Below are 13581 nucleotides of genomic sequence, written 5' to 3'. Positions count from 1 at the left end.
CTTCCGACGATGACGACCGACACCGCCCAGCCCCATGTGTTCGACGCGACCACGGCCAATTTCGAAGCCGACGTGCTGCGTCGCTCGATCGAAACGCCGGTGCTGGTCGATTTCTGGGCCGAGTGGTGCGGGCCGTGCAAGCAGCTGGGCCCGATCCTCGAGAAGCTCGCCGGCGAATACAACGGCGCGTTCGTGCTGGCCAAGGTCGACGTCGACAAGGAACAGGAACTCGCCGCAGCCTTCCAGGTGCGCTCGATCCCGACCGTGTTCCTGGTCAAGGGCGGCCAGCTCGCCGACGGCTTCCCCGGCGCCCTGCCGGAAGGCCAGTTGCGCGAATTCCTGAAACACCACGGCATCGAACCCGCTGCGTCCACCGCACAGGACGCGGTCGAAGTCGCATCCGCACCGCTCGATCCGCATGCCGAAGTCGTGCGCCTGCGCGGCGAAGTCGCGGCCACGCCGGACGACGACAACCTCAAACTCGACCTGGCGCTCGCATTGCTGAAGACCGGCGCGGTGCGCGAGGCCGAGCAGCTGCTCGATGCGTTGCCCGCCAACCTCGCGCACGACGATCGCGCCGTCCGCGCGCGTTCGCGCCTGGGCTTTGCTGCATTGCTCGACAACGCGCCGGCGCCGGAAGTGCTCGAAGCGGCCATCGCCAGCAATCCGGACGACCTGCGTGCGCGCCACCTGCTGGGCGTGCAGCGGATCGTCGCCGGCGATTCGCAGGCGGGCCTGGAGCAGTTCCTCGAAATGCTCCGCCGCGACCGCAATTTCGACGACGGCCTGCCGCGCAAGTCGCTGATCGACGCCTTCCGCATCATCGAAGACGAGGACCTCGTCGGTGCGTATCGCCGCCGGATGTCGTCGCTGCTGTTCTGAACGAAGCGTCGCGGCAACGGCGCGCAACGGGATTCGCCGGCCAACGCTTGACTGTACGCACGCGTATGGCGAAGCTGCGCCGGCCTTCCCCACGGCAAGTACCCGATGAAGCACAGCTTCAGTCCCGGCGCCCTGCGGCGGATCCTCAACCTGTGGCCGCCGTTCCTGTTCAACGGCATCCACGTTGCCGCCATCGCCTCCGACTGGCGCAGCGCGCGGGTGGAACTGCGCGCCCGCCCCTGGAACCGCAACTACGTCGGCGTGCACTTCGGCGGCAACCTGTTTGCGATGACCGATCCGTTCTGGATGCTGCTGACGATGCACGCGCTGGGCCGCGACTACATCGTCTGGGACCAGGCGGCGACCATCGAATTCCTCAAACCCGGCCGCGGCACCGTGCATGCGGAGTTCCGCCTCGACGAGGCCGTGCTCGACCGGCTGCGCGAGGCGACCGCGGGCGGCGCCAAGCGCCTGCACTGGTTCGAGACGGACGTCGTCGACGCCTCCGGCGTGGTCGTCGCGCGGGTGCGCAAGCAGGTCTACGTGCGCCGCAAACGCGCGCGTATGGACGACGGCGAAGACCCGCGGCTGGCGGCTTAGCGGTCCATCCACGCGATCGCAACGACGGGCGCGCCACCATCGGCGCTTTTCGCGGGAACGTGCTGAAGCCTGGCCATTCGGCGATGACGATCACATTCCTGGTGCCCCGGTGGGAGTTTTCGTCCCGTGCGCAATGCGTACGCCGCGGGAACGCAGGGTATGCTTGCCCGGCCACAGGGGGCGCGGAACATGGCTGAAGAGCCGAGACACGACGACGGAACGCCGTTGCCGGAAATCGCCGGCTACCGATTGCTGCGGGTGATCAACCACGGCGGCATGTCGACCGTGTATCTCGCGCGCCAGCACACGCTGGGCCGCGACGTCGCCATCAAGGTCATGTCGCCGCAGGCGCTGTCCGACGAGACCAGCCGCCGCCGCTTCGAGAACGAAGTGCGCACCATCGCCCGCCTCGAGCACCCGCACGTCGTGCGCATCTACGAGGTCGGCCGCACGCACGAGGGCCTGCCCTATTACGTGATGCCCTACATGTCGCGCGGTCACCTGGGCCAGCGCAATTACGTGAGGAGCGAGCGGCGCGTCGTGGAGATCGCCGACATCCTGCTTTCGGTCCTGGGCTATGCCCATGCGCGAAACATCGTGCATCGCGACGTCAAGGCCGAGAACGTGCTGTTCGACGACGCCGACCGTCCGCTGCTCGCCGATTTCGGCATCGCCCTGCGCAAGGACTGGGGCGGCGCACGCATGACCGCCACCGGCCTGGCGGTGGGCAGCACGGCGTACATGGCGCCCGAGCAGGCGCGCGGCGAAGTCGTCGACGGCCGCGCCGACCTGTACGCGCTCGGCGTGCTCATCTGGGAAATGCTGACCGGCAAGCTGCCCTTCGAAGCGCCCGACGCGCTGTCGATGGCGGTCATGCACGCTCAGGACCCGATCCCGAAACTGCCCGCGCACCTCGCGCACTGGCAGCACTTCATGAACCGTGCGCTGGCCAAGCAGCCGTCGCAACGCTTCGAGGATGCCGCGCAGATGCGCGCAGGCATCGAGTCGGTCACCGAGCGCAGCCTGCTGCCGGCACTGCGCGACCGGCTGCGCCGGCTCGCGCCGCTGCAGCAGTACGCCAGGCCGATCTGGGCCGTCGGCGCGCTGCTCGCCTTCATCGGCGTGGGCGTGCTCGGGGCGGAATACCTGTCGCGGCGTCGTTCCGCGGAGGACTACAGCCCGCAGGCCGCCGATGCCGCGGCAATCGTGGCCCACAACGAAGTCACCACCGCGATGCTCAAGCCGCTGCAGGACACGCCGGCGCGCAAGGCCATCGACACCGCGCGCAAGCGCATCGCCGCCGGCCAGCTGACAGCGCCGCTGGACGCCAATGCCTACACCAGCGTGCTGGAGGCCTGGAACGCCGACGGCACCAACAGCGAAGTGCTCGCCGTCGCCGGCGAACTCATCGACGCCTTCGCCGATGCCATCGCCGCGCAGATCCGCGAAGGCAACGACGCGCGCGCGCGGGAAATCCATGCCATGGCCAGCGCGCTTGCGCAGCAGACCGGCACCACGCGATCGCCCGCGTACCAGCGCCTGCGCGGCAAGATCGAAGCCGCGGTGAAGGCCCGCTTCGACGCGGCCGCCAAGCGCTACGACCGCAAGGAAGCGGAGCGCACCGCGCTCCTCGTGCGCGATTTCGGCCTGGCGCCGCAACTGGGCACCGCACTGGCCGCACGCGCGGCGAAGATCCCGAAGATGGGCGCCGTGCTGCCCGGCGGCGGCGTGCTGCATGCGGGCGCGGAAGGCGCCGTCGCGATCAGGCGCAGCCCGGTCACGCGCGCCGATTACGTCCGCTTCGTGGAGGCCACGAAGCGAACCCCCACGCTATGCCGCGAACGCGCCTCGCTGCTGCGCGTGCTCGCGCCGCGCGACTGGCGCACGCCGGGCTTTGCCCAGACCGAAACCGAACCCGTCGTCTGCGTGTCCCTGCAGGATGCCGAGGCCTACGCCAACTGGTACAGCCAGCAGACCGGGCAGCATTGGCGCCTGCCGACCCTCGCCGAAGCGAGCGAAACCCCGGCGCAGGCCGGCAATCGCGCGCTGTCGCTGTGGTCGCGCGACTGTTCCGGCGGCTGCGCGCGCCGCATCGTCAGCGGCAAGTCCTGGCGCAGCCGCACCGACCAGCGTCCCTTGCTCGCCAACCGTGGCTACGACGACGTCGGCTTCCGGCTGATCCGCGACCTCGAGTAGCAGGCGAATGCGGAGCCCGCGCACCGCCCCTACAATGCGCGGATGACCACGCCCCCCCGCGCTCCCCGCGTCAGCTTCCAGCGTCTGTTCCTCACCGGCCTGTTGACCCTGCTGCCGATCTGGCTCACCTGGGTGGTGATCAAGTTCGTCTTCGTCCTGCTGTCCGACATCAGCCGCCCCGCCATCGGCCCGTTGCTGGAGGAAATCGCGCTCGAATCGCCGCAGGCGATGGGCTGGGTCACCGCGCCCTGGGTGCAGACGGCACTCGCGCTGGTCGCGACGCTGGGCGTGATCCTGGCCTCCGGCGTGATGGCCCGCATCGTCATCGGCCAGCGCCTGCTGCGCTGGTTCGAAGCGCTGATCCGCCGCATCCCGCTCGCCAGCACCATCTACGGCAGCGCGCGCCAGTTGCTCGACATCCTGCAGACCAAGCCCGACGGCACGCAGCGCGTGGTGCTGATCGACTTCCCGCACACCGAGATGAAGACGCTCGGCTTCGTCACCAAGGTGATGCACGAGCACGGCACCGGGCGCGAGCTCGCCGCCGTCTACGTGCCGACCACGCCGAATCCGACCTCGGGCTACCTCGAGATCGTGCCGGTGGAAAAGATCACGCCCACCGACTGGACCGTCGATCAGGCGATGAGCTTCATCATCTCCGGCGGCGCGGTGTCGCCGGATTCGATTCCGTTCTCGCCGCCGCGCGCCGCAAGCGCGCCCGTCGGGCGAGAGGATTGAAGCCGCGTCGCGGCCGATGCCGGTCAACCACCGTATCGCGCGGCCTGTAGCTGCCAGCGCGCCGGATCGGCTGCGCAGGAATCCGCACGCCGGCGCCCGGCCGACGCGCAGGATGCTTCCCCACTTCCATCAACGCAGCCCGAGGCCGCCAGAGTGAATGACACGACTTCGCCCGCGCTTTCGATTGCTCCCAGCCGCCTCCTCGACGATCGCGCCCTGCGCCTGTTCGTCATCCTCGCCGCGTTCTTCTGCGTCAACGCGGTGCTCGCCGAATTCATCGGCGTCAAGATCTTCGCGCTCGAGGACACGCTCGGCATCGCGCCGCTGCAATGGAATTTGTTCGGCCAGAGCGGATCGTTGAGCTTCACCGCGGGCACGCTGCTGTGGCCGGTGGTCTTCCTGATGACCGACGTCGTCAACGAGTTCTACGGACGCCGCGGCGTGCGCATGATTTCCTGGCTCGCCGCGGGGCTGATCGGCTACGGCTTCCTGTTCGCATTCGCCGCGATCTCGCTGGCGCCGGCGGGCTGGTGGGTAAAAGCCGCCGAAGCCCAGGGCGTGGCCGATTACCAGGCCGCGTTCGCCGCCGTCTTCGGCCAGGGCCTGTGGACGATCGCCGGCTCGCTGGTCGCCTTCATGCTCGGCCAGCTGATCGACGTCGCGGTGTTCCACCGCATCCGCAAGGCCACCGGCGAGCGGCACGCGTGGCTGCGCGCGACCGGCTCCACCGCGGTTTCGCAGCTGGTCGACAGCTTCGTCGTGCTGTACATCGCCTTCGTGCTCGGGCCCCAGCACTGGCCGATCTCGCTGTTCCTCGCGGTGAGCACGGTCAACTACTGCTACAAGATGCTGGCCGCCGTGGCGATGATCCCGCTGCTGTACGCGATGCGCCGCGGCATCACCAACTACCTGGGCGAGCGAAGGGCGGAACAGCTGCGGCTGGAGGCGGCGGAGTAAGCAAACCTGCGCGCGAGCGCGCCGGAGGGACTGGCATATGCGGTTCCGGGCGCGATGGAGAGATTTCGCCGCGAACAGCCCGCTGCCGCGGCTCCAAGCGCGCTGCGGCGCGTTCGACGGCGTCGCACGCGGGTGCTATCGCGGCGCGGCGCGGCATGACTTCCGGCCGGGTGCATCCGCGAGCCGCAGGGCCCATCCTTCCGGTTCCGCCCCGTGACCCGGAACCGTCATGACCCTGCGCCCACTCGTTCTCTCCGTCGCCCTGCTCACCGCCCTCGCCGCTTGCACGGGTTCGTCCGCCACTGCCGAAACAACACCGGCCACCGCACCGCAAGCGGCCACGCACGACAAGGCCACGCGCCTGGATGCGCTGTACGCGCAGTACTGGGAAGAATTCCTCAAGCTCAACCCGATCCAGGCCACCTTCCAGGGCGACACCCGCTACAACGACCAGTTGCCGGACTTCCTGTCCGCGCAATACCGCCAGCAGACGCACGACTTCAACACGCGCTGGTTGAAGACCGTCAAGGACATCGGCTCCGACGGCCTCGATGGCCAGGCGCTGATCAGCTACGAGATCTTCGTGCGCAACGCCGAACAGGCGCTGGAATCCGAACAGTTCCCGGACTGGATGCTTCCGTTCGACCAGTTCAACAACATCGCCGGCTTCGCCGCGCAACTGGGTTCCGGCACGAGCGCGCAACCGTTCAAGACCGTGAAGGACTACGACGACTGGCTGGCACGCGGCGCCCGCATCCCGGGCATCTTCGACACCGCCATCGCCAACATGCGCGAAGGCATGAAGGCCGGCGTGGTGCAGCCCAGGGCGCTGATGGTGAAGGTGCTGCCGCAGTTCGACGCGCTGATCAAGGACAAGCCCGAAGACACGCTCTTCTGGGGACCGATCACCAACATGCCCAAGGATTTCTCCGCTGCCGATCGCGAACGCCTCACCAACGCCTATCGCGAACTGATCGGGCAGCAGCTCATGCCGGCCTACCGCAAGGTACGCGCCTTCATCGCCGACGAATACATGTCGAAGACGCGCGCCACGCCGGGCATGGACGCACTGCCCAACGGCAAGGCCTGGTATGCGTTCAACGCGCGCAACTCGACCACGACCGACAAGAGCCCGGAGGAAATCCACCAGATCGGCCTGGATGAAGTCGCCCGCATCCACGGCGAGATCCGCAAGGTGATGCAGCAGGTTGGTTTCAAGGGTTCGCTGCAGGATTTCTTCCGGTTCATGCAGACCGACAAGCGCTTCAGCTTCAAGAGCGAGGACGCACTGCTCGCGCATTACCGCGCGCTGGAGGCGAAGATCAACGAGAAGATCCCCGCACAGTTCTCGCTGATTCCCAAGTCCCCGTTCGAGATCCGCCCGGTCGAGCCGTTCCGCGCCAAGTCGGCGGCCGGCGGCGAGTACTACCCTCCGAGCGAGGACGGCACGCGTCCGGGCATCTTCTACGTCAACACCTACGATCTGCCCACGCGTAAGACCTGGGATTCCGAAGACCTGTATTTGCACGAGGCAATCCCCGGCCACCACTTCCAGATCGCCCTGCAGCAGGAACTGACCGGCCTGCCCGCCTTCCGCCGCTTCGGCGGCGAGACCGCGTTCGCCGAAGGCTGGGGACTGTACGCCGAATCGCTGGGCAAGGACCTGGGCGTCTACACCGATCCGTACAGCTACTTCGGCTACCTGCAGAACGAGTTGTGGCGCGCCATCCGCCTCGTCGTCGACACCGGCCTGCACAGCAAGGGCTGGTCGCGCGAACAGGTGATCAAGTACATGCTCGACAACTCCGCCGAATCCGAAACGCAATCGACGGCGGAGGCCGAACGCTACATGGCCATCCCCGGCCAGGCGCTGGCCTACAAGATCGGCGAACTGAAGATCCAGGAACTGCGCCATCGCGCCGAACAGCAGTTGGGCGACAAGTTCGACATACGCGAATTCCATGCCGAAGTGTTGAAGGACGGCGCGGTGCCGCTGGCAGTGCTGGAAGCCAAGATCGACCGGTGGATCGCGGCGAAGAAGGGCTGATCACGCGCGTCGCGTTGTGCATCGGAAGGGCCGGTCGTTGACCGGCCCTTCTGCCATTCGTGTCCGCGTAATGCAGATTCCCGACGCGAAGTCGTTGGCTGCGGCGAATTCAACGATCCAGCGGACTGACCACACCCCCTGCCCCACGATTTAGGACGTGCGTATAGATCTGTGTGGTCGCCACGTCCTTGTGGCCAAGCAGTTCCTGCACCGTGCGGATGTCGTAGCCCGCCTCGATCATGTGGGTGGCGAAGGAGTGGCGCAGCGTGTGGGCGGATACGGGCTTCACGATCCCGGCACGCGTGCAGGCCGACTTCAGCGCCCGCGACAGCGTGCCATCGTCGAAATGATGCCGCCGCTCGACGTTGTCGCGCGGATCGACCGAACGCCGGGGCGACGGAAACACGTACTGCCAGCCGAACTCCCGCTCCGCATTCGGGTACTTGCGTGCCAGCGCGTGCGGAAGGTGCACCGCCCCGAGCCCCTCCTGCAGGTCCGCCGCGTGCAGCGCACGCGCGCGCTCCACCTCGCGCAGCAAGGGCTCGACCAGCGCCTTGGGAAGCACCGTGCGCCGATCCTTGCCACCCTTGCCGTTCCGCACCGTGATCTCATTGCGCTGGAAGTCCACGTCCTTGACCCGCAGGCGAAGGCACTCCATCAGCCGCAGACCGGTGCCGTACAGCAGACTGCACAACAACCAGGGCCGACCATCGAGTTGCACCAGCAGGTCCTGCACCTCCGACCGAGACAGGACCGTCGGCAACCGCCGCGGACGCTTGGCCCGCGTAACCCCCTCCATCCAGGGCAACTCGATGCGGAGCACTTCCTTGTAGAGGAACAGCAGCGCCGATAGCGCCTGGTTCTGCGTACTGGCCGCAACCTGCCCCTCCACGGCAAGCGATGTGAGGAACGTTTCGACCTCTTCCGCCCCCATCGATCGCGGATGCCGGCGGCCATTGACCTCGATGAAACGGCGGATCCATCCAAGGTAGACATGCTCCGTGCGGAGACTGTAATGCTTGGTCCGCAGCACCCGCCGAACCTCGTCGAACAGGCGCGGCGAGCGCGTTCCTCCCGAAACGGATCCGCCCGCCGGCACATCGGGCTCCCGGATGCCGAAACCACCGCGCATTACCGCGGATTGCAGTGAATAAAACATAGCGCCCCGATAGCTTGGATATGCACAGGCAGCATGCCGCCAAGAAGCGAGGATCGCAGTCGGGCAAGCGATTGATTCGGCGTAGGATTTTTCCTTGACACCACCCAAAAGCCGACCTGAATATCCCGCCCATATCCCCGTTTTTGGGGTCTACTAGGCGTTAGGCCGCAAGCAAGTCAAAAGCAGAAGGAGTGGTTTCAGGCGAGTGCCATCATTTTTGGCTGCGCTCATTGATTCGTTCGGCCATGTCCTCACGGCGCGCACAGGCAGCCGCGGGATGCGCCCGCACCTCCCACACACCAAAGTCTCTCTGCCTCGTTAGGTGATTCCCAGGATGCGCCCGGAGTCCGCTAAGCGCGCCCCGACTGGCCCGGCTTCGTCCCAAAAGCGGACAGTTGCTCGGCCCCCAACCACTACGGCACCATCGGCGGCCTAACAATTCGTTCAAGCCGAACCCGCTTCGCGGCTTCGTCTTGAACTCCTCGCAAACTGTTGCCGTCTCGCTTTCCGGCTCTTCCCGCAGCGGGTCGGCTTAACTCAGGCGTTAGGCCGCTATGACCGTTCGCAAAGTTCTGCTCTTCGCCCTTCGGATCTCGGCCTTCCTTGCTTTCGTTTGGCTTTGCCGAGAGTTCTTCGCTTTCGGAGAGGTCGACGCGTGTGTTGACGACGGTGGTGCCGCTAATCAGGCACTTGGCGTCTGCACCGACGCCCGGCACGGACAGTGGCAAATGGTCTCTGGCGGATCGTACTTGGCATGGCTCATCAGCCTAGGGCTACCCGCCCTCGTGGTGTTTGGTGCATATGCTCTCGTTCGCAGCTGGCTACTTCCCAAAACACGGGGCGCGGCCTAACAATTCGTTCAAGCCGAACCCGCTTCGCGGCTTCGTCTTGAACGACTCGCAAACTGATCGTCCGCCGTTCTCCGACTGCTGCGGCAGCGGGTCGGCTTAACTCAGGCGTTAGGCCCCGGGAGATGACCATGAGCCGGCTGATGCGATTTCCAAGTGCGGTTAAACGCGACCCGGCAGTCGATGCCTGGATGCAACAACACCCAGGGCCGCTTGGCGCCATCGCGCAACAATGGTTTGAGGTAATGCGCAGCTGTGGTGACGACGTTCGGGAGCTGCTGCACGACGGACATCCAACTGCATGCGTTGGTGATGCGGCGTTCGGTTACGTAAATGCTTTCACCAACCACGTTAATGTCGGCTTCTTCCTTGGCCCCGAGCTTGACGATCCAAAGCATTTGCTAGAGGGCACTGGTAAGTTCATGCGTCACGTAAAGCTCCGGCCGGGGCAAGAGATTGATTCAGCGGCACTTGGGCGACTGGTGATGTCCGCATACACTGGGATTGGTCACCTCCTGGCGCCGGGGCCTAACAATTCATTCAAGCCGAAGCCGCTTCGCGGCTCGGCTTAATTCAGGCGTTAGGCCGCACAAGTCAAAAGCGTCAGAGTGGGTTCTCGCGAATGCCGGCGTGCTGGCTGCGCTCATTGATTCCTTCGTCCAGTTCCTCGCGGCGCGCCCACGCAATCCGGATGCGCTCGTAGCTCCAACACGCCGGACTCTCTCGCTCCATTACGTGATTCCCAGGATGCGCTCGGAGTTCGCTAAGCGCGCCCCCAACCCTGCCGGGCTTCGGTCCAAAGCGGACAGTTGCCATCGCCCCAACCTTCCCGGCAACATCGGCGGCCTAACAATTCATTCAAGCCGAAGCCGCTTCGCGGCTCGGCTTAATTCAGGCGTTAGGCCGCACAAGTCAAAAGCGTCAGAGTGGGTTCTCGCGAGTTCCGGCACCCCGGCTGCGCTCATTGATTCCTTCGGCCAGGCCCTATGGCGCGCCCAGGCAGCAGCGGAATGCGCCCAAAGCTCCAACACACCAAAGTCTCTCGGCCTCGTTGCGTGATTCTCGGGATGCGCTCGGGGCCAGCCAAGCGCGCCCCGACTGGACCGGCTTCGTCCCAAAAGCGGACAGTTGCTCGGCCCCCAACCGCTACGGCAACATCGGCGGCCTAACAATTCGTTCAAGCCGAACCCGCTTCGCGGCTTCGTCTTGAACGACTCGCAAATTGATCGTCCGCCGTTCTCCGACTGTTACGGCAGCGGGTCGGCTTAACTCAGGCGTTAGGCCGCAAGCAATTCAAAAGCAGAAGGAGTGGCTTCAGGCGAGTGTCAGCATTTTTGGCTGCGCCCATTGATTCCTTCGGCCAGGTCCTCGCGGCGCGCCCAGACAATCGCGGTATGCGCCCGCAGATCCAACACACCAAATTCTCTCGGCTCCATCCTGTGATTCCCGGGATGCGCTCAGGGTCTTCAAAGCGCGCCCCGGCTGTCCTGGCTACGGACCGAAAAGCGGGTAGTTGCCATCGCCCCAATTCTCCCGGCAACATCGGCGGCCTAACAATTCATTCAAGCCGAAGCCGCTTCGCGGCTCGGCTTAATTCAGGCGTTAGGCCGCAAGCAAGTCAAAAGCAGAGGGAGTGGGTTCAAGCGAGTGCCAGCATTTCTGGCTGCGCTCATTGATTCCTTCGGTCAGACCATCACGGCGCGCCCAGGCAATTGCGGGATGCGCCCGCAGCTCCAACACACCAAACTCTCTCGGCTCCATTGCGCGATTCTCGGGATGCGCCCGCAGTCTGCCACGCGCGCCCCGGCGGCTCTTGGCTTCGGCCCGAAAAGCGGACAGTTGCTCGGCCCACAAGCACTACCGCAACATCGGCGGCCTAACAATTCGTTCAAGCCGAACCCGCTTCGCGGCTTCGTCTTGAACGACTCGCAAATTGATCGTCCGCCGTTCCCCGACTGCTGCGGCAGCGGGTCGGCTTAACTCAGGCGTTAGGCCGCAAGCAAAGCAAAGCGTCGGAGTGGTTCCTCGCGAGTACATGCGCTCCCCACTCTTCGGTCAGAACCTCTTCGGCAGAGTCGTTGCAAGCGCGCACTGAGTTCCTCGCGGCTTGCGTTGGCTTCGGCCAGCGTGTGGGCTTACGGGGAGCTGCTCGCTTGTCCAAGCGGTCGCTTCGGTTGGTATCGCGTGGCAGCGCGGGGCGCGCCCCGGCTATCCGGGCTTCGGGCCGGAGAGCGGTGAGTTGCCGGCGCCCCCACCTTCACGGCACCATCGGCGGCCTAACAATTCATTCAAGCCGAAGCCGCTTCGCGGCTCGGCTTAATTCAGGCGTTAGGCCGCTCCTGCTCAAACAGTTCTTGCGTAAACAGCTGGCACTTCGTGGCGTTCAATCCGGGGCATCGTCAGCACATCGCGCTCGCCAGCCTGCGCCTCTGGTTTGGCAACGCTCCAGGTGGCATGCTCGCCCGGGCACCGTTCTGCCGATTTCCATCGCCAGTTTCGGCCTAACAAGTCATTCAAGCCGAACCCGCTTCGCGGCTTCGCCTTGAATGACTCCCCAGCTCCACTTTACCGGCTCACCGATTCGTGGCGGGTCGGCTTAATTCCAGCGTTAGGCCGCAAGCAAAGCAAAGCGTTCGGAGTGGTTTCTCGCGCGTGCGAGCCGCGTGCCTGCGCTCATTTGCTGCTTCGGCCGGATTCTCGCGGCGCGCTCACGCAACCTTTGGGGGCGCCCACACTTTTCAGACATCAAGCCTTGTCGGGTTCACGCAGTGATTCCCGGGAGGCGCTCGGAACTCATCACGCGCGCCCCACTCGTCCCTACTTCGGCCAATAGCGGCATTGCCGGGCGCTTACTCTCCCCGCTAGAGTGCGGCCTAACAATTCATTCAAGCCGAACACCAATCGCTACGCGCTTGGTGTCGGCTTAATTCAGGCGTTAGGCGGCATGGGAAGATCACCGATAGCTGTTAGAGCAATATCTGCAGATGAGCGCGCCGTTCTTGAGCGTGCGCTTCAGTACGCTCCGGCCAAGTGCACCCGCATGCCCTCGCTAGACCAGTTAGATTCGCTACAGGTCGTTGGCAAATGTCAGTGTGGCTGTGCATCAGTAGATTTTCAGCACCTCAAACCCGGCGAGATTGCTGAGATAGTCGCTGATGCTATCGGCGAGACCCGCTCCGGGGAAACAGTGGACGTCATTGTCTCTGCGTTGGACGGCAACTTGGTTGCGCTGGAGATCGTCGGATACTCAGACATTCCCGCAACCTTGCCGGTACCATCTAGTGTTCGCGGTTGGGACGGCCAAGGGTCACAGGGTGCCGCCTAACAATTCATTCAAGCCGAAGCCGCTTCGCGGCTCGGCTTAATTCAGGCGTTAGGCTGCTTGTGATGAATCTCTTTCAACCACCTCAATCAGCTACCCCGAGCTCAGAACGGCGCTGGGCGCATGTGGTCGTCGCTTTCCTGTCAGCACTCTTCATTCCAGCATTGCTGGCTTACGGCGTATTGGTGCTGTGGTCCTCTAGCTACTCTGTCGTCGTAAAGCCCGAGGCAATTGGCACGATTGTTCTCGGCGCCTTCATTAGCGCCGCTGCGATCTATAGGCACAGGCGGATCCCCCTTTGGGCCGCATCGCTCATCGGGTTCCTGGTCGTAATCTTGCTGGCCGTTGCGCCTTCAATCTGGGCTGCCCTGCTTGGTCGCGGCGCAGCCTAACAATTCATTCAAGCCGAAGCCGCTTCGCGGCTCGGCTTAATTCAGGCGTTAGGCGCCACTGGGGAGTCCAACGTGACTGAGTACAAGTTCTTGCGCGGCAGCGATATCAATCGCGACGGGATGTATCTTGAGCTGTCGGTCGCGGGGGAGTCGCCTCTCGCGGAGGTCTTCTACTCGGACACATCCGCGGAGTTCTATGTCACGTGCTATGCCCAGGACATTCCCCTCAATGCTCTCGAGGAGCTCATTCAACGGGCGCGCCGTGATTTGCCGTCAGTCAGTTGATCTAGGCTCAGCCGTCGTCGGCATGGCGCGTGAATTCAACCACCAAGTGCGACAAGCTCCTCTAACCGAATAGTTTTTGCATTGGGCTGCGATAGCCATAGCGCTTCCTCGGTCTGGTGTTGAGTCGATGGGCAATGGCATCACAGTGTCTCTGC

General features: G+C 64.7%; 9 protein-coding genes. 8 read left to right on the top strand and 1 reads right to left on the bottom strand.

Annotated features, from left to right (window positions below; all coding sequences use genetic code 11):
• Positions 1–9 precede the first annotated feature (9 nt).
• From trxA to ACFPN1_RS00020, 6 genes are all read left to right on the top strand, one after another.
• Positions 10–882: a thioredoxin gene (trxA, locus tag ACFPN1_RS00045; protein ID WP_386751912.1), complete on the top strand. Its 873-nt coding sequence runs from the start codon at positions 10–12 to the stop codon at positions 880–882.
• Between the two features lie 105 nt (positions 883–987).
• On the top strand, positions 988–1482 hold the full coding sequence (locus ACFPN1_RS00040) for a DUF4442 domain-containing protein (protein WP_386751910.1): 495 nt from the start codon (positions 988–990) through the stop codon (positions 1480–1482).
• A 189-nt stretch (positions 1483–1671) separates the two neighbouring features.
• A complete protein-coding gene (locus ACFPN1_RS00035; RefSeq protein WP_386751908.1) occupies positions 1672–3678 on the top strand; it encodes a bifunctional serine/threonine-protein kinase/formylglycine-generating enzyme family protein in 2007 nt (668 codons plus the stop codon).
• Positions 3679–3720: 42 nt separating this feature from the next.
• The gene (locus tag ACFPN1_RS00030; RefSeq protein WP_386751906.1) at positions 3721–4416 is read left to right on the top strand and encodes a DUF502 domain-containing protein; all 696 of its coding nucleotides are present in this window, start codon (positions 3721–3723) and stop codon (positions 4414–4416) included.
• Positions 4417–4599: 183 nt separating this feature from the next.
• Positions 4600–5373, top strand: a complete 774-nt coding sequence (locus ACFPN1_RS00025; RefSeq protein WP_386753989.1) for a queuosine precursor transporter — start codon at positions 4600–4602, stop codon at positions 5371–5373.
• Between the two features lie 229 nt (positions 5374–5602).
• Positions 5603–7420, top strand: coding sequence for a DUF885 domain-containing protein (locus ACFPN1_RS00020; protein WP_386751904.1), 1818 nt, complete (start codon positions 5603–5605; stop codon positions 7418–7420).
• Positions 7421–7529: 109 nt separating this feature from the next.
• Here the strand turns inward: ACFPN1_RS00020 and ACFPN1_RS00015 are convergent, their stop codons facing one another.
• Positions 7530–8474 carry an integron integrase gene (locus ACFPN1_RS00015; protein WP_465262150.1) on the bottom strand — a complete coding sequence of 315 codons (945 nt, stop codon included), beginning with the start codon at positions 8472–8474 and terminating at the stop codon, positions 7530–7532.
• 1084 nt (positions 8475–9558) lie between these two features.
• Between ACFPN1_RS00015 and ACFPN1_RS00010 the strand changes: the two genes are divergently transcribed.
• Together ACFPN1_RS00010 and ACFPN1_RS00005 are read left to right on the top strand one after the other, a co-directional pair.
• Positions 9559–9999 (top strand): DUF1801 domain-containing protein, encoded by a 441-nt coding sequence (locus tag ACFPN1_RS00010; protein ID WP_386751900.1) that lies wholly within the window; start codon positions 9559–9561, stop codon positions 9997–9999.
• Positions 10000–13213: 3214 nt separating this feature from the next.
• Positions 13214–13426, top strand: a complete 213-nt coding sequence (locus ACFPN1_RS00005) for a hypothetical protein (RefSeq protein WP_386751898.1) — start codon at positions 13214–13216, stop codon at positions 13424–13426.
• The last annotated feature ends 155 nt before the right edge of the window (positions 13427–13581 follow it).

It is taken from the genome of Lysobacter yangpyeongensis, assembly GCF_042655745.1.
Taxonomy (GTDB): domain Bacteria; phylum Pseudomonadota; class Gammaproteobacteria; order Xanthomonadales; family Xanthomonadaceae; genus Agrilutibacter; species Agrilutibacter yangpyeongensis.
The sequence above is the reverse complement of the archived record's forward strand: the minus strand, read 5'-3'. Positions and strand labels throughout refer to the sequence as shown.

What these genes read in the sequence shown, in the direction of transcription:
- trxA (WP_386751912.1), top strand. Translation starts at nt 10, where the DNA reads ATGACGACCGACACCGCCCAGCCCCATGTGTTCGACGCGACCACGGCC.
- ACFPN1_RS00040 (WP_386751910.1), top strand. Translation starts at nt 988, where the DNA reads ATGAAGCACAGCTTCAGTCCCGGCGCCCTGCGGCGGATCCTCAACCTG.
- ACFPN1_RS00035 (WP_386751908.1), top strand. Translation starts at nt 1,672, where the DNA reads ATGGCTGAAGAGCCGAGACACGACGACGGAACGCCGTTGCCGGAAATC.
- ACFPN1_RS00030 (WP_386751906.1), top strand. Translation starts at nt 3,721, where the DNA reads ATGACCACGCCCCCCCGCGCTCCCCGCGTCAGCTTCCAGCGTCTGTTC.
- ACFPN1_RS00020 (WP_386751904.1), top strand. Translation starts at nt 5,603, where the DNA reads ATGACCCTGCGCCCACTCGTTCTCTCCGTCGCCCTGCTCACCGCCCTC.
- ACFPN1_RS00010 (WP_386751900.1), top strand. Translation starts at nt 9,559, where the DNA reads ATGAGCCGGCTGATGCGATTTCCAAGTGCGGTTAAACGCGACCCGGCA.